Below are 16,536 nucleotides of genomic sequence, written 5' to 3'. Positions count from 1 at the left end.
GACCCGCCGGAGAGCCGACGCGGACGCATCTGAAGCGGGTCATCGATCGGACGCGGCTGCTCCAAATGGACTCGGTGAACATCTTGGCCCGCGCGCACTACCTGCCCGCATTCTCACGGCTCGGTTCGTACGATCCCGACCTCCTCGATCGTGTGGCCTGGCGTCCAACGGCACGCAGGCCGCGTCTGCTGGTGGAGTACTGGGCGCACGAGGCGGCCTTGATTCCGGTCGACGATTGGCCGCTGTTTGGCTGGCGCATGGATGAGTACCGCGACGGTCGCTACCGTCATACCCGAGAAATCTTGCAGCGCAACCGCTCGCAAGCGAATGATGTGCTTGCCGTCATCACTGAAAGTGGCCCGATGATGCCGCGCGATATAGAAGCGGTACTCGGGGTGGTGCGGTCGAAGAGTGAACGTGGGTCGTGGTGGACCCGCGGCGAGGTCAAGCACCTGTGCGAGGCGCTCTTCGCGTCCGGCACCTTATCGGCCGTTCGCAGTGAACACTTTCACCGGTTCTACGATCTCGCCGAGCGGGTAGTCGGACCCGAACGCCTGAGCGTCACGGTCGATCGACGAGATGCGCACCGCGAACTTGTCGCGCGGGCCGCCGCCGCCCACGGGATTGCGACTGTGGCCGACCTGGCTGACTACTACCGACTCAAGGCGGCCGAGGTTCGGGAGGTGGTAACTGACCTCGTCGACGTCGGTGTGGTGCAGCCGGTCACGGTCGAAGGCTGGGACGAGACTGGCTATCTGCACCGAGACGCGCGAGTGCCCAAGACGGTGGACGCCTCCGCACTTCTATCGCCCTTCGATCCGCTGGTCTTCTTCCGCCCACGCACTCAGCGGCTATTTGGCTTCCACTACCGCATCGAGATTTATGTTCCGGCGCACAAGCGGATCCACGGCTACTACGTGCTGCCGTACTTGATGGGCGAGGATCTCGTCGCACGCGTCGACCTCAAAGCAGATCGGGCAGCGGGCGTTCTCCGCGTACTGTCCGCGCATGTGGAGCCGGGCGTCGATCGCGTCGAAGTCGCACGGTCATTGACCGCAGACCTGGCCAAGCTGGCGCACTGGCGAGGGTTGAGTGCCGTCGACGTAATCGACAAAGGGGAGCTCGGTCCGCACTTGCGCGCTGCGGCAACACAATAGGGTGGAGTCATGGATCCCAAGATGGACCGGAAGCCGCATCTGCCGCTCGATGGCGTCCGTGTGCTGGAGCTCGGAAACTACATCGCCGCACCCACCGCCGGGCGCATGCTCGCCGATTTCGGCGCCGAAGTCATCAAGATTGAACGTGAGAGCGGCGACGAACTACGCAACTGGCGGTTGTACGACGGCGACACCTCGATGCTGTTTCGGACGATCAATCGAAACAAGAAGTCGGTCGTCCTCGACCTGCGCACCGAGGAAGGCCGCGAGGACGTGAAGACCCTTGCGGCACAGTGCGATGTGGTTCTCGAGAACTTCCGTCCGGGGACCCTCGAGAAGTGGGGGATCGGTCCCGAACAGCTCAGCGAAGCCAACCCGGAACTGATCTTCGTGCGGATCTCGGCGTTCGGCCAGACAGGGCCCTACTCGGAGCGTCCGGGTTTTGCCGCCGTCGCCGAGGCGTACGGCGGATTCCGCGAACTAGTGGGTGACCCGGACCGACCGCCCGTGCGGGTCGGTGTCTCGATCGGGGATTCCATCGCCGGACTGTATGGGGCGTTCGGTGCCGTCATGGCCCTTTACGAGCGACTCCGTATCCGCGACACCGAAGATAGGCCGCTACCGTTGGCGGACCGCATTGTTGACGTGGCGTTGAATGAGGCGATCTTCTCGATGATGGAGTCGCTGGTGCCCGACCTCGGGGCGTACGGCGTGAAGCGCGAACGCACCGGCGGACGGATGGAGGGCATCGCGCCGTCGAACGGCTACCTGTGCGTGGACGGCAGTTCGGTGGTGATCTCAGGTAACGCCGACGCGATCTTCCCGCGCTACATGCGTGCCATCGGACGGGACGATCTTGCCGACGATCCCGACCTTGCCAACAACGATGGTCGTTGGCGACGGCGCGATGAGATCGATGACGCGATCGGTGCGTGGACGGGTACGCGCTCGCGCGCAGAAGTCCTCGCCGTGCTCGATGAAGCGGCGGTCCCGGCCGGACCGATCTATACGGCCGCAGACATCGTCGGCGACGAGCAGTACAAGGCGCGCAACATGATTCAGGAGTTCCACGTTGATGCCGGTGGGGCTGAGCCCACCCGCGTCGCGTTCCCCGGCATTGTGCCGGTGCTTGGCGGGCAGTCGTTGCCGATCCGGTCGGTCGGACCCGATCTCGGCGAGCACACGGACGAGATCCGGGAGCGTTTCCTGAGCGATAGGGACCGGCAATGACCGACTATTCCCGCGTTTCCCTCCGCGATGTGACCTTGCGCGACGGGCTCCAATTGACGGGCAAGGTTCTCGACGTTGACGTGCGCGTCGACCTTGTTCGCACCTTGCTGACCGCCGGGATTCCAGAACTGGAGATCGGTTCCATGGCACGCCCGGATCTGGTGCCGCCGATGGCTGGCAGTCTCGACATCGTCGCCGCGTTGACGCCGGAAGAACTTGAGCACTGCTGGGTGTGGGTCGCTACTCCGCGTCACGTTGCGAAGGCAGCGGCCGCGGGCGTGCGGAACTTCCAGTACTGCCTGTCGGTTTCGGATGCGCACAACCGAGCCAATATCGGCCGCACCGCAGAAGACAGCGTGGCGGCCATGCCGGAGGCGATCGCGATCGCGAAAGAGGTCGGTGGGCGAATCCAGTTGACGCTCGCCACGTCGTTTACGTGCCCGTTCGACGGTCCCGTGGATCCAGATCGGGTCCGCGGGATTGTCGCCGATCCGCGGACGGCGGGTGCTGACGATGTGGTCCTGGCCGACACCCTCGGCCAGGCATACCCGAGCGAGGTTCGGGAACTGTTCTCGACCATCGAAGCAAAGGACCGTCGGCTTGTATTCCACGGCCACGACACGTGGGGGATGGGTGTCGCGAACTCCCTGGCGGCTGCCGACGGCGGTGCCGAAGTGGTCGATGGCGCGCTCGGCGGTCTGGGCGGCTGCCCCTTCGCGCCCGGTGCCAGCGGTAATACGGCCAGCGAGGACCTGCTTTTTGCGACCCGCCCCGACTATCTGACGCCGGACGTCCTCGCCGACCTGGTGAAGGCAGGGGAGAAGCTCCTGACGCGGGTTGACGAGCAGTCGCGGTCACGGACGGCGCAGGGCGCGAGGTCTAAGGCGGACGCTTTCGCCTGGGTGATCGGGGAACAGTAGACTTCCACCCGCATACCAAAGGAAGGGTGGACAGTTGTCTGTCACGCACAACGGCAAGACCTATCAGCTCGTCATGTTCGACCTCGATGACACGCTTGCGCCGTCGAAGACGCCGATGAGCGACGAGATGGTCGACCTGTTCCGCGAATTGCTGGCCGACAGCATGGCCTGCATCATTTCCGGTGGTCAGTACGGCCAGTTCCAGTCGCAGGTCCTTGATCGGCTGGGCGAATTCCCGGACCGGGGCAACCTGCACCTGATGCCGACCAACGGCACTCGCTACATTCGGTGGTCGGGCAGCGACTGGGAGACGGTGTACGCCGAAGACCTTTCCGAAGATCAGAAGTCCCGCGCGATGAGCGTCGTCGAAGAGGGTGCCCGCAGCCTCGGTTTATGGGAAGAGAAGACGTGGGGTCCGATCCTCGAGGATCGCGGTAGCCAGGTCACCTTCTCCGCGCTGGGACAGGCCGCACCCGTCGACGCCAAGGCCGCGTGGGACCCGGACGGCCGCAAGAAGGAATCGCTTCGCGTCTATGCGGCCGAACGACTGTCGGACCTGGAAGTTCGCAGCGGTGGTTCGACATCGGTCGACATCACCGCCAAGGGCATCGACAAGGCCTACGGCGCGCGTCGACTCATGGAAATCGTCGGCCTCAACCTCGACGACATCCTGTTCTTCGGCGACCGGCTCGACGAAGGCGGCAACGACCGTCCCGTCGCTGACCTGGGCATCGACTCGATCCACGTTCACGGCTGGGAAGACACATACGCCCAACTCGGAGCCATCGTTCGTCGTTAGTCCCGCTAGCGTTCATCCGTACTTTGGGCCCAATATGTGGGCCCAAAGTACGGATGTAGCAGTACCCGTCCGGTCTGAGAGGAATTGACTTGTCTGAATTGGTGCCACTGAAGGTTCAGTTGGTTGCGGCAACGCAGTTCATGCCTCCGGCCGTCGACTGGGAGACGGACTCGGACGGTGCCGAAGCGCTCATCGAATTTGCCGGTCGTGCCTGCTACGAGAGCTGGGCCAAACCGAACCCGCGCACAGCCACCAACGCCGGGTACCTGCGGCACGTTCTCGAAGTGGGCCACACCTCGTTGTTTGAGCACGCAACCTGCACTTTCTACATCACCGGGATCTCGCGGTCGTGCACACACGAACTGATCCGGCACCGACACTTTTCGTACTCGCAGCTCTCGCAGCGGTTTGTGCCCGAACACGACTCCAATGTGGTGGCACCGCCCGCGATCAGAGGAGATGACGAACTTGAAGGGCTTTTCATCAAGGCGACCGACGCCGCCCGCGAGGCCTACAGCGAACTCCTAGCTGGCCTGGAAGCCAAGTTCGCTGACGTCCCCAACGCCATCCTCCGGCAGAAGCAGGCACGACAGGCAGCACGCTCGGTACTGCCGAATGCGACCGAGACTCGCATCGTCGTCACCGGCAACTTTCGGGCATGGCGACACTTCATCGGGATGCGAGCCACCGAGCACGCGGACGTCGAAATTCGTCAACTCGCGATCGAATGTCTTCGGCAACTGCGCGAGGCCGCACCGACAGCGTTCGGAGACTTCGAAATCAGCGAACTCGCCGACGGCAGCGAAGTGGCGACTTCGCCCTTCGTTTTTGAGGGCTGATCGCTGCATTATCCGTGTCAGAAGGTAGCGTGAGCGGCATGAACTCCGCTGACTCAGGAACCTCGGAACACCCGTTCGGGACAGTCTCGGTGGCAATGGTGACCCCGCTCACCGCGCAGGGCGCAGTTGATTTCGACAAAGCAGCTGAATTGGCAACGCACCTGGTTGACAACGGATGCGATGCCATCGTCGTCAACGGCACCACCGGCGAATCTCCGACCACTACCGTCCAAGAAAAGAACGACCTTTTGCGCGCCGTCAGCCAGGCCGTCGGCGATCGCGCCAAGATCGTCCACGGAGCTGGAAGCTATGACACGGCCGAATCGGTCCGGCGAGCCCGGGAGGCCGAAGCTCTCGGCGCTGACGGACTGCTGATCGTCACGCCGTACTACAGTAAGCCGCCGCAGTCCGGGGTCCTCGCGCACTTTCGCGCGGTAGCGGACGCCTCCAGTCTGCCGGTGATGCTCTACGACATTCCGCCGCGTTCGGTGATCCCCATCGAAACCGAGACGATCCTCCGGCTCGCCGAACACCCAAACATTAAGGCGGTGAAGGACGCGAAGAGCGACCTGCACGCCGCCGCCAAGATCATGGCCGCCACCGACCTGGAATACCTGTCGGGGGAAGACGCGCTGAACCTGCCCTGGTTGTCGATTGGGGCCACCGGTTTCGTTAGCGTGATCGGCCATCTGGTTCCGGGCCGCCTGCGGGACATGCGTGCGGCAGTGCTGGCTGGCGATCTGGCGACCGCACGGACTCTGGCGACCTCGATGTCGCCACTCGTCGACGCGATGGGCCGCCTCGGCGGCGTGACCATGGTGAAGACCGCTTTGCGCATTACCGGTCTGGAGGTGGGGAATCCGCGATTGCCGCAGGTCGCAGCCGAACCCACTCAGATCGAATCTCTCATCTCCGACCTGCGCGCAGCAGAGGTGATCTCTTAATGTCAGAATCTCGTTCGTCCGGCGACAGTAATTCGCAAGATGGAGCTAAGCAGTCGCGTCGCCGGGTTTCCCGCAAGGCGGGCCCGCCCGTCCAGAAAGAGGCGAAGAAGGGTGCCGCCAAGAAGTTGTCGCCGCAGGTCGCAGCGGCGACGGGGTCCGGCGTGACCGGCGACGTCATTGATCGACTACCGGCCCCGCCCAAGCTTCCGCAGGGTGGTCTGCGAATCGTCGCGCTCGGCGGTATCGGCGAAATTGGCCGCAACATGACGGTTTTCGAGTACGGCGGCAAACTGCTTATCGTCGACTGCGGCGTGTTGTTCCCCGAAGACCAGCAGCCGGGCGTCGACCTGATCCTGCCCGACTTTAGCTACATCGAAGACCGGGTCCAGGACATCGAAGCGGTCGTCTTGACCCACGGCCACGAAGACCACATCGGTGCCGTGCCGTTTTTGCTCAAGCTCCGAGCTGACATCCCGATTGTCGGCTCGCGATTCACCCTCGCCCTGGTGGCCGCGAAGAGTCGCGAACACCGGTTGCGCCCCAATCTCATCCAGGTCGTCGAAGGCGATCGGCAGAGCTACGGCGTGTTCGACTGCGAGTTTTTTGCCGTCAACCACTCCATTCCCGATGCCCTCGCCGTCGCGATTCGTACCCCCGCCGGCCTCGTCCTGCACACCGGCGACATCAAACTCGACCAGTTGCCGCTCGACAACCGCCTCACCGACCTCGCGGGCTTCTCCCGACTGGGCGACGAAGGTGTCGACCTATTCCTGGTGGACTCGACCAACGCCGAGGTGCCGGGTTTCGTGATGCCCGAGCGTGAGATCGGTGGTGTCCTCGACAATGTGATCGGCAAGGCTCGACAACGCGTGATTGTGGCGTCGTTTGCCAGCCACGTGCACCGCATCCAGCAGATCGTCGACGTTGCGCATCGACACGGCCGCCGCGTCACGTTCGTGGGCCGCTCGATGGTTCGCAACATGCAGATTGCCCAAGACCTCGGGTACTTGACGGTCCCCGAGGGCGTCATCGTCGATATGGACACGGCGGCAACCCTGCCGGATCACCGTCTCGTCCTTATCTCGACGGGCTCGCAGGGGGAACCGCTGTCGGCGCTCTCGCGGATGGCCCGCGGCGAGCACCGCCAAATCAACATTCGGGCCGATGACCTTGTTGTCTTGGCATCGTCGTTGATCCCCGGAAATGAGAACTCGGTCTTTGCCGTCGTGAACGGGCTCGCCAAGCGCGGCGCGACGGTCGTAACTCAGGCGAGTGCCAAGGTGCACGTGTCCGGTCACGCCTCGGCTGGCGAACTGTTGTACCTGTACAACGCCGTCCGACCGTCCAATGCGATGCCGGTGCACGGTGAATGGCGTCACCTGCGCGCCAACGCCGCGCTCGCTGAGGCGACGGGTGTTCCCGCCGACCGGATTGTGCTTGCCGAGGACGGTGTTGTTGTCGATCTCGTGGACGGACGCGCGCAGATCACCGGTCGTGTGCCCGTCGGTTACGTCTACGTCGATGGCCTGTCCGTCGGTGATGTTGGCGATTCGACCCTTTCGGACCGCCTGGTCCTGGGGGAGGGCGGTTTCATCTCGATCTCGGTCGCCGTGGATGCGGCGACCGGTGCGCGCATTTCCAAGCCGACGGTGTCCGGACGTGGCTTCTCCGATGATCCCGGGGCCCTGTCGGCCGCCGCGGATCTCGTGGACAAGGCGCTGACCGAACTCGCGAACGAGGGAGTCACCGATACCCATCGAATCGCACAAACGGTCCGGCGCGTGGTTGGCCGCTGGGTGGCTGAAAAGTACCGCCGTCGTCCGATGATTGTCCCGACCGTGATCGCAGTGGGGGAAAACAGGTGAGTCTTGCCCGGTCGGAGCGGTCGGCCCTCGTCGATACGATGCGTGCGACGGGTCCGGACGCACCGACCCTGTGCGCGGGGTGGAACACCCGCGACCTGGCGGTGCACCTGATTATGCGGGAGCGTCGCCTCGACGCGACCGCGGGCATCTTTGTGGGTGCGCTCGCCTCGCACACGGCTGCCGTCACCGAGAGTTACGCGGATACACCGTGGGAAGAGTTACTGGTTCAACTGGCGCAGGGACCTCCGTGGTATTCGCCGTTCCGGGTAGCCGATCGCTACCTGAACCTCGCCGAGATGTTTGTCCACCACGAGGACGTGCTGCGCGGAGCCGAGGCCCCCGACGCTTCGGTGACACCGCGCGATCTCTCTCCAGAGTTGGTGCAGGCACTCAGTTTCCCGCTGCGCACAGTCGGCAAGCGGATCATGGCGGCCTCTCCGGTGCGGGCCACCATGACGACCGCAGATGGTCGCGAAGTGATGTCCGTTGGTCGGGGAGAGCCGGTCTCGGTGACCGGAACGATCGGCGAGTTGCTCTTGTTTTCGTTTGGTCGGGCACCCGTCGATGTGAAGTTTGCGGGTCCTTCCACGGCAATCGCGAGTCTTCGGAGCGCGCAACGTCGGTTGTGATCAGGTCACGGAATCGACACAAGCGACACCATCGCGTGTTGCCAGTGTGATTGTTGTGATCAATGGGCACTAGGCTGGGGGCCATGGCTTCCAATGCTTCTACGCGCAGCCGCTCGGGTTCCACGAGCGGTAAACCACGCAGCGGCGCCGCACGCGGGGGAACTCGAGCGAGCGCAACTGGGTCAAAACCTTCTGCGTCAAACCGATCCGGATCAAACCGAAGCGGATCGTCGAAGAATGGAGCCACCGCCCGCGGCGGGGCGCGCAAGCAGCCAGCCCAAGGCGGTTCGACCGCACGTCGACCTGCGCATTCGCAAGATCTCAAGCGCGCCCCCGCAGCACATCGACCTTCGGTGGCCCAAGGCCTGGGACGCGCCGCGGTTGGCAGTTGGAATCTGGCGGCACGCGGTCTCGGTAGCCTCGCCCGCATTGGCGCACACCGCGACGACGAGCCTTCTCGTCGGCGTGACGGCGTCGGGCTTGCCCTGGTCCTGGTGGCGGCGCTCATCTCCATCGGCGTGTGGTTCCGCGCATTTGGGCCGGTCGGTGGCTTCCTCGATGCCCTAGTCCGCGCCGGATTCGGCACTTTGGCTTACGTGGTGCCCGTCGTGCTGCTGGCTGTCGCTGTGCTCATCATGCGTCTGCCCGCGAACCCCGCACGACGCCTTCGCAACACCGTGGGATCGCTGCTGTTGGTCATTTCCACACTCGGACTCGCCCACCTCATGTACGGGGCACCCTCGGACTATGACGCCCGCGCGCAGTCGGCAGGCTTCTTCGGCTACATGCTGGGATCGCCGCTGACCGACGCGGTCACCGTGTGGCTGACCGTGCCGCTGTTCCTCGCGCTCGCGGGCTTCGGTTTGCTGGCACTCAGTGGCCGCACAGCCGGTGAAGTTATCGCCGCGGTGTCGTCGTACCTCGGACTCGGCATCGAGTACGACGACACTGAGTACGACGATTATGAGGACGACGAGTATGGCGACGGCGAGTACGGCGACGAGTATGCCGACGATGGCGACTACGGCCAGGCCGACGACGACCGAGGTGCCGACGCCGAATACGACAGTTACGCCGACGACAGCTACGGCGACAGCGACACCTACGAGAGCGACACCTACGGCAGCGACAACCATGGCGGCGACCGAGGGGCCCTCACCACGCGCAACTCCGACCCCTACCTGAACTATCCGCCCGACACTCGCCGGCGCGCGCGCCCAGCCGGTTCTCGTGCACGGACGCGACCGACCGCGGGTGAAGACCGCGATGCGCACATTCCGGACCTCGTGACCGAGCCCATCGAGCGCGGCGGGATGGACTTTGACGACGTCCCCGTGGACGACAATCCGACCGTCGCCTTCGATGATTTGCCCGCAGCAGTCCCGGCCGCTCCGGTCAGTCCGGCTGAGGGGTCGCGGGCGCGTCGCCGACCGGCACCGGCGACAGCACCCGACGCGTCGGTCGAACCAGAACCGCGCGCCATGCCAGCCTCGTTCGCCGACCCGTCCCTGGACTCGGACTACATCCTGCCGCCAGCGAACTTGCTGATTGCCGGCGAGCCGGCCAAGCAGGGGACCTCCGCGAACGACGAAATGATTGACCGCATCAATACGGTCCTCGAACAGTTCAAGGTCGATGCCGCTGTCACCGGGTACACGCGCGGCCCGACGGTCACCCGGTACGAGGTGGAATTGGGTCCGGCCGTCAAGGTCGAGAAGATTACCCAACTGCAGCGCAATATCGCGTACGCCGTCGCCACCGATAACGTTCGACTGCTGGCACCAATTCCGGGTAAGTCAGCCGTCGGTATCGAGGTACCGAACTCCGACCGCGAGATGGTTCGACTGTCGGATGTGCTGGCCGCGCCAGCCGTTCGGAAGGAACGACATCCCCTCGTCATCGGTCTCGGCAAAGACATCGAGGGCGACTTCGTCAGTGCGAATCTCGCGAAAATGCCGCACTTGCTGGTGGCCGGTTCCACCGGCTCGGGTAAGTCGAGTTTCGTCAACTCGATGCTTGTTTCGCTGTTGTCCCGGGCGACGCCGGAAGAAGTCCGACTGATCCTGATCGACCCCAAGATGGTGGAACTGACCCCCTACGAGGGCATTCCGCATTTGATCACGCCGATCATCACCGAGCCAAAGAAGGCAGCCGCCGCGCTGTCGTGGCTGGTCGACGAGATGGAACAGCGCTACCAGGACATGAAGGCCTCCCGTGTCCGCCACATCAACGACTTCAACGACAAGGTTCGCTCGGGTGAGATCAGCACCCCGTTGGGCTCCGAACGCGTGTACAAGCCTTACCCGTACATCGTGGCGATCGTCGATGAGCTCGCCGACCTGATGATGACCGCCCCTCGCGATGTGGAAGACGCGATCGTGCGCATCACGCAGAAGGCACGCGCCGCGGGCATTCACTTGGTCTTGGCCACCCAGCGCCCGTCGGTCGACGTCGTCACCGGGCTCATCAAAACCAACGTGCCCAGTCGTCTGGCGTTCGCGACCAGTTCGTTGACGGACTCGCGCGTGATCCTGGACCAGCCGGGCGCGGAGAAGCTAATCGGCATGGGCGACGGGCTGTTCCTGCCGATGGGTGCCAACAAACCCGTCCGCATGCAGGGCGCGTTCATTACCGACGAAGAAATCTCGGCGGTTGTCGAATTCACCCGCGAACAGTCCGAGCCGGAATACACCGAGGGCGTTACCAGTGCCAAGGCTGGCGATAAGAAGGACATCGACGCCGATATTGGTAACGACCTCGATGACCTGCTGCAGGCGATCGAACTGGTTGTGTCGAGCCAGTTCGGGTCAACGTCGATGTTGCAGCGAAAGCTCCGCGTCGGGTTCGCCAAGGCCGGCCGTCTGATGGACCTGATGGAGACCCGCGAAATCGTCGGCCCCAGCGAAGGCTCGAAGGCCCGCGAGGTCTTGGTGAAGCCCGAGGATCTGGCCGGTGTGATTGCCTCCATCACCGGCGGCGGCGACATGCCCGCCGCCGACAGCGACCCTGACAGTTCAGGGGCCTACTGATGATGACGATCACCGACTTTTTCGGTAGGCTTACACCGATCTTGGAGGGGAGTATCCCCGACTCGTAGACGTTCCCGTCAGTACGGGCCGTTGTTTCGCGCCGCCATCGGTGGCGATCAACGTTCCCGGGACCGTCGCCAGCCATCACTTCGGCTGGTGGGAGAGACCTTCAACATCGTCGCTTCGTGCTACGTGTTGGAGGATTCCTTATGGATGTTTCATTGTTGACCTGGGTCATCACGATTGTGGTGATCCTCGGGCTGTTCGTCTTCGACTTTTTTGCGCACGTGCGGACCCCGCACGAGCCAACCCTGCGTGAGTCGGGTTTCTGGTCGGCCGTATACATCACCATCGCTGTGGTGTTCGGGCTCTTCGTCTGGTGGCAATGGGGCTCGACCTCCGGCGGGGAGTATTTCGCCGGTTACGTCACCGAGAAAGCGCTCTCGGTCGACAATCTCTTTGTCTTCGTTGTGATCATGACGAAGTTCGCGGTTCCTCGGGTGTACCAGCAGAAGGTGTTGTTGCTGGGCATTGTGATGGCCCTGGTGATGCGTGCTGGCTTCATCGCCCTCGGTGCGGCCGCGATCAACGCCTACAGCTGGGTGTTCTACCTCTTCGGTCTGTTCCTGCTGTTCACCGCCGTGAAGCTTGTCTCGGAGTCGGACGATCCCGCGGGACACGAAACCGCGCGCAATAGTCGCATTTCGCAGATCCTCAAGAAGTACTTCCGGGCCAGCGACACCTACGACGGTGACAAACTGTTCAGCAAAGTCGACGGCAAGCGCGTGATGACTCCGCTGTTGGTGGTCCTGATCGTCATCGGCTTTACTGACGTCCTCTTCGCGCTCGATTCAATCCCGGCGATCTACGGTCTCACGCAGGAGCCCTACCTGGTCTTCACTGCAAATGCCTTCGCACTGATGGGACTGCGCCAGTTGTACTTCCTGCTTGGTGGACTGCTTACCAAGCTGATCTACCTGTCGTATGGCCTGTCGTTGATCTTGGCGTTCATCGGCGCGAAGCTGATCCTGCATGCACTGCACGAAAACACGCTGGGCTTCATCAACGGCGGTGAACCGGTCTCTGTGCCGGAGATCAGTACCGGCCTGTCGTTGGCCGTTATCGGCGGCACACTCGTGGTCACCACGATTGCCAGCCTGGTCGTCAGTAAGCGCCGCGAGCAGAAATCGCTCGACTCGAACTCGACGCTATAGGTGCGCGATCATCCGCGTGTTGCCGAGGGTATTGGGCTTGACGTAGCTCAGGTCCAAGAACTCGGCGACACCGGTGTCGTACGAGCGGCACATCTCGTCGAAGACTTCTCGCGAGACTGGCGTTCCTTCAATCTCGACGAAGCCGTGACGGGCGAAAAAGGTTGTCTCGAAGGTCAGGACGAAAACGCGGTCCAATTCCAGTTCGCGCGCTACATCCATCAGACGGGCGACGATTTTGTGGCCGACGCCGCGCCCGGCGTAGGCGGTGTCGACGGCAACGGTGCGGACTTCTCCGAGGTCAGTCCACATCACATGCAGCGCACCGCAGCCGACGACCTGCCCGGCGACTTCGCCGACCCAGAACTCTTGGACCGACTCGTAAAGCGTGACGAGGTTCTTCTCAAGGAGAATTTCGCCAGCATAGATGTCGATGAGCTCTTTGATTCGGGGAACATCCGAGGTCCTGGCACGTCGGACGAGCACCGCGGTGGGCTCGCCGGTTCGCGGGTCGGGATGTTCAATCATCATGTTTCAAGGATAGTCGCAGGTAATCAATGCGCCCTTTGGGAGGGCCCGAATGCCAGGACGTTAGGCTTAACGACGTGACTGAGCCCGTACACCGAGCAATCGGCGATGATGCCGTACCGGTGCTGAACATCGCGAACGCATTAACTGTGTTCCGGATCGTGTTGGTTCCAGTCTTCGTGGTGGTGATGTTTGCCGACGGCGGAGATTCGACCGGATGGCGGATTGCAGCGTTTGTCATCTTTGTTGTCGCAGCCGTCACCGATCAACTCGACGGCAAACTGGCGCGGCAACTGAACCTGGTGACCGACTTCGGGAAGATGGCCGACCCGATAGCAGACAAAGCGTTAATCGGTGCGGCGCTGCTGTCCCTGTCGATCTTGGGCTTGCTCCCGTGGTGGGTCACGGTGGTCATCCTGGTTCGCGAAATTGGCGTTACCGCTTTGCGGTTCTGGGTGCTTCGGTACGGGATTATTCCGGCTAGTCGCGGTGGCAAACTTAAGACTTTGCTGCAATCGGTGGCCATCGGTTTGTTCGTCTTGCCGTTGACGGGCGCGTGGCATGTGGCCGCCTGGGTTCTGATGATTGCGGCGGTCGTGGCGACCATCGTGACCGGCCTCGACTATCTGTGGCGGGCGTGGTCCATGCGGCAGCGGCAGGAACCGTCGCCGGTCGAACGTAAGACGCCGGAATAGTCGCTTACCCCGGGGACGTTGATGATCAGTGGTGTGGAGCCGAAGTTTCCGGCGCGAGCGTCGCGAATGTCGGCGGCGATCGCCCCGTAATTCCGCTAGTCTCGACGGCACAGGCTTCTGGAATGAGCCGCAGGATTTTCAGAGAGATCGATGGCCCGCATTGCGGGTCGATGAATTGCAATCGTGAGGAGGTTCGCGCGTGACATTGCTCTTGCGTGAAGCGATTGGCGACGAGTTGCGCCGAGTTCGAACAGGTCAGGGACGCACGCTGCGTGAGGTCTCGACCGACGCGAGGGTCTCGCTCGGCTACCTGTCGGAGGTGGAGCGCGGGCAAAAGGAAGCGTCAAGCGAACTGCTGGCGTCGATTTGCGGCGCCCTCGAAGTCCCGATCGGCGATGTGCTGTTTCAGGTCGCGGGAGTGTTGAGCCCGGCCGGTACATCGATGATCTCGCCGGATACGCTCGTCGAGATTCCCGACACGGTCGGCGACCGTGTCGTCGAAGTGCCAGATACGGTTGTTGAAGTGCTTGCCCCCCAAGAAGTTTCGGTGGACGGCGCGGGAATTCCCGCGGCTCTCGCCGCCGCATAATCGACTGACCTGAACGCCGACAGCGCGTTCCGAGGAGTGTGGAAAACAGATGGCCAACCCGTTTGTGAAGTTCTGGAATTACCTGATGGCGCTCGGCAACGCGAAGATTGACGAGCATGCCGACCCGAAGGTGCAGATCCAGCAGGCGATCGAGGATGCGCAGCGCCAACACCAGGCGCTTTCGCAGCAGGCTGCCGCCGTGATTGGCAACCAGCGCCAATTGGAAATGCGTCTGAACCGGCAACTCGAAGAGATCGAGAAGTTGCAGGCCAATACGCGCCAGGCGCTCACGTTGGCAGATCAGGCGGCGACCGCTGGCGACGCAGCCAAGGCCACCGAGTACACCAATGCGGCGGAGGCCTTTGCGGCCCAGTTGGTGACGGCCGAGCAGAATGTCGAAGACCTCAAGACCTTGCACGACCAGTCGCTGCAGGCGGCGGGGCAGGCCAAGCAGGCCGTTGAGCGCAATGCGCTGCAGCTGCAGCAGAAGCTCGCCGAGCGCTCCAAGCTGCTCAGTCAGCTCGAGCAGGCCAAGATGCAGGAGCAGGTAAGCGCCTCGCTCAATCAGATGGGCGAGCTTTCGGCCCCGGGTAACACCCCCAACCTCGATCAGGTTCGGGAGAAGATCGAGCGCCGATACGCCAACGCCCTGGGTTCGGCGGAGTTGGCGAAGGGGTCGGTTGCCGGTCGGATGGCCGAAGTCGAGGCCTCTGGTGTGCAGATGGCGGGCCACGCTCGCCTCGAACAGATCCGCGCCTCCATGGGCGGGTCGCTGACGCCCGGGCAGTCGGCCGCCAATGCGCCGCAGGTCGAGAAGGGTGCGGCAGCGCCCGCACCGAATTCCGCGGAAACCAACTGACTCTTCAGGCTGTCGGCCGGTCACCGGCCGACAGACAGGGGCGCACACCGCTCACGGTAGCGATCGTGGCCGGATCGGACGCCGGGCACGCATTCCCGGCGCTCGCACTAGCAACCGCCTTTGCGGCGGGTGGTGACAAGCCGATCGTCTACACCGGCGAAAAGTGGGCAGCGGCGGGGGAGAGCTTCCACCTCGACGTCCGTCCACTGCCGGGGTTGGCGCCCCGACCCGGTGACGACGACGACGATGCCGGTGCCAAGCTCAGTGTTCGAGCTGCGCGCATGGCTTTGGAGTTGGCCCCGGAACTCGCGGCGGCTGACGTAGATATCGTCTTGAGTGACGCCATCACCCTGGCAGGTGGGTGGGCGGCCGAGTTGGTCGGAGTTCCATGGATCGAGGTGTCTCCTCATCCGCTCTATGACAACTCTCTCGACCTGCCTCCCATCGGTGCGGGCATGGTGCCGGGAACTGGGATCGGCGGCAAGTTTCGCGACATCGTCCTTCGGGCCGGGGCGAGCCGCTCGACCGCGAAGGGGCACCGGCAACGCGTGGCTGCCCGTCGCAGTATTGAACTGTCCGACGTGCCACAACCCATCGCCCGCTTCGTGGCGACACTGCCAGGGCTTGAATTAGCCCGGTCGGACTGGCCGGTCAATGCCCATCTGGTGGGTCCCTTACTGTTTGAACCCACGACGCAACTGTTCGACCGGCCCGCTGGTGAAGGTCCGCTGATCGTGGTCGCGCCTTCCACGGCGGCGACCGGCTCGGCGGATTTGGGGTCCGTCGCCCTCGCCGCTTTGGCGCGACTGCAGGCGTCCCGTCCGCTGCGCGTGGTGTATTCGGCACTCCACCCACCACAGGGGGAAACGATGCCGGAAGGCCTGGTTGCCGCGACTGCCCGCCAGGACGAACTGCTACCTGATGCAGCTCTCGTCGTGTGCGGTGCGGGGCACGGCATGCTGGCGAAGACGTTGATGGCTGGCGTGCCGGTGGTGACAGTTCCCGGCGGAGGCGATCAATGGGAGTTGGCCAATCGGGTGAACCGGATTGGCTGCGGCGTGCTGGTTCGTCCGGCCACCGAGGAGGCCTTGATGGAGGCGATCGTCGCAGTGCTCGACGATCCCGGTTACGTCGCAGCGGCGGAAGGTGTCGCGGCGACTGCGGCGGGTGTTGTCGATCCTGTGGTCGTGACTCATCGCGCCTATGCCGATGCGGTCAACGGGTATTACGCTGGTTGATCGC

Annotated in this window: 15 protein-coding genes; 14 read left to right on the top strand and 1 reads right to left on the bottom strand. The window is 63.4% G+C overall.

Annotation, left to right across the window (positions count from 1 at the left end):
- The first annotated feature begins 65 nt into the window (after positions 1 to 65).
- The 10 genes from AC1L34_RS06235 (at position 66) to AC1L34_RS06190 (ending at position 12,626) form a co-directional block, all read left to right on the top strand.
- Positions 66 to 1,157, top strand: a complete 1,092-nt coding sequence (locus AC1L34_RS06235; protein ID WP_480035191.1) for a winged helix-turn-helix domain-containing protein — start codon at positions 66 to 68, stop codon at positions 1,155 to 1,157.
- Between the two features lie 9 nt (positions 1,158 to 1,166).
- A complete protein-coding gene (locus AC1L34_RS06230) occupies positions 1,167 to 2,387 on the top strand; it encodes a CaiB/BaiF CoA transferase family protein (protein WP_480035190.1) in 1,221 nt (406 codons plus the stop codon).
- Entirely contained in the window at positions 2,384 to 3,307 is a 924-nt protein-coding gene (locus AC1L34_RS06225; protein ID WP_424294544.1) for a beta/alpha barrel domain-containing protein, read from the top strand. Before AC1L34_RS06230 ends, AC1L34_RS06225 begins: the two co-directional genes overlap by 4 nt.
- 34 nt (positions 3,308 to 3,341) lie before the next feature.
- Positions 3,342 to 4,106 carry an HAD-IIB family hydrolase gene (locus tag AC1L34_RS06220; RefSeq protein ID WP_424294545.1) on the top strand — a complete coding sequence of 255 codons (765 nt, stop codon included), beginning with the start codon at positions 3,342 to 3,344 and terminating at the stop codon, positions 4,104 to 4,106.
- 89 nt (positions 4,107 to 4,195) lie between these two features.
- Positions 4,196 to 4,945, top strand: a complete 750-nt coding sequence (gene thyX / locus AC1L34_RS06215; protein WP_424294546.1) for an FAD-dependent thymidylate synthase — start codon at positions 4,196 to 4,198, stop codon at positions 4,943 to 4,945.
- A 38-nt stretch (positions 4,946 to 4,983) separates the two neighbouring features.
- Complete coding sequence (gene dapA, locus AC1L34_RS06210) at positions 4,984 to 5,889, top strand: 4-hydroxy-tetrahydrodipicolinate synthase (RefSeq protein ID WP_424294547.1); 906 nt, start codon at positions 4,984 to 4,986, stop codon at positions 5,887 to 5,889.
- Entirely contained in the window at positions 5,889 to 7,754 is a 1,866-nt protein-coding gene (locus AC1L34_RS06205) for a ribonuclease J (protein ID WP_424294548.1), read from the top strand. Before dapA ends, AC1L34_RS06205 begins: the two co-directional genes overlap by 1 nt.
- The gene (locus AC1L34_RS06200) at positions 7,751 to 8,383 is read left to right on the top strand and encodes a TIGR03085 family metal-binding protein (protein WP_424294549.1); all 633 of its coding nucleotides are present in this window, start codon (positions 7,751 to 7,753) and stop codon (positions 8,381 to 8,383) included. The genes AC1L34_RS06205 and AC1L34_RS06200 overlap by 4 nt, the downstream gene beginning before the upstream one ends.
- A 365-nt stretch (positions 8,384 to 8,748) precedes the next feature.
- On the top strand, positions 8,749 to 11,412 hold the full coding sequence (locus AC1L34_RS06195; protein ID WP_424322663.1) for an FtsK/SpoIIIE family DNA translocase: 2,664 nt from the start codon (positions 8,749 to 8,751) through the stop codon (positions 11,410 to 11,412).
- Positions 11,413 to 11,621: 209 nt separating this feature from the next.
- Positions 11,622 to 12,626 (top strand): TerC family protein, encoded by a 1,005-nt coding sequence (locus AC1L34_RS06190; RefSeq protein ID WP_424294550.1) that lies wholly within the window; start codon positions 11,622 to 11,624, stop codon positions 12,624 to 12,626.
- Here AC1L34_RS06190 and AC1L34_RS06185 read toward each other — a convergent pair.
- Positions 12,621 to 13,154, bottom strand: coding sequence for an amino-acid N-acetyltransferase (locus tag AC1L34_RS06185; protein WP_424294551.1), 534 nt, complete (start codon positions 13,152 to 13,154; stop codon positions 12,621 to 12,623). The genes AC1L34_RS06190 and AC1L34_RS06185 overlap by 6 nt on opposite strands.
- 74 nt (positions 13,155 to 13,228) lie before the next feature.
- Here AC1L34_RS06185 and pgsA point away from each other — a divergent pair, with 74 nt between their 5' ends.
- The 4 genes from pgsA (at position 13,229) to AC1L34_RS06165 (ending at position 16,532) form a co-directional block, all read left to right on the top strand.
- Positions 13,229 to 13,846 carry a CDP-diacylglycerol--glycerol-3-phosphate 3-phosphatidyltransferase gene (gene pgsA / locus AC1L34_RS06180; RefSeq protein WP_424323623.1) on the top strand — a complete coding sequence of 206 codons (618 nt, stop codon included), beginning with the start codon at positions 13,229 to 13,231 and terminating at the stop codon, positions 13,844 to 13,846.
- A 199-nt stretch (positions 13,847 to 14,045) separates the two neighbouring features.
- The gene (locus tag AC1L34_RS06175) at positions 14,046 to 14,435 is read left to right on the top strand and encodes a helix-turn-helix domain-containing protein (protein WP_424294553.1); all 390 of its coding nucleotides are present in this window, start codon (positions 14,046 to 14,048) and stop codon (positions 14,433 to 14,435) included.
- A gap of 49 nt (positions 14,436 to 14,484) precedes the next feature.
- On the top strand, positions 14,485 to 15,294 hold the full coding sequence (locus tag AC1L34_RS06170) for a PspA/IM30 family protein (RefSeq protein ID WP_424294554.1): 810 nt from the start codon (positions 14,485 to 14,487) through the stop codon (positions 15,292 to 15,294).
- 65 nt (positions 15,295 to 15,359) lie between these two features.
- Positions 15,360 to 16,532: a glycosyltransferase gene (locus tag AC1L34_RS06165; protein ID WP_424294555.1), complete on the top strand. Its 1,173-nt coding sequence runs from the start codon at positions 15,360 to 15,362 to the stop codon at positions 16,530 to 16,532.
- Positions 16,533 to 16,536: the final 4 nt, after the last annotated feature.

This window comes from Gordonia sp. 34D (genome assembly GCF_056682775.1).
Note: the sequence above shows the minus strand (reverse complement) of the source record. Positions and strands in the feature narration are given on the sequence as shown.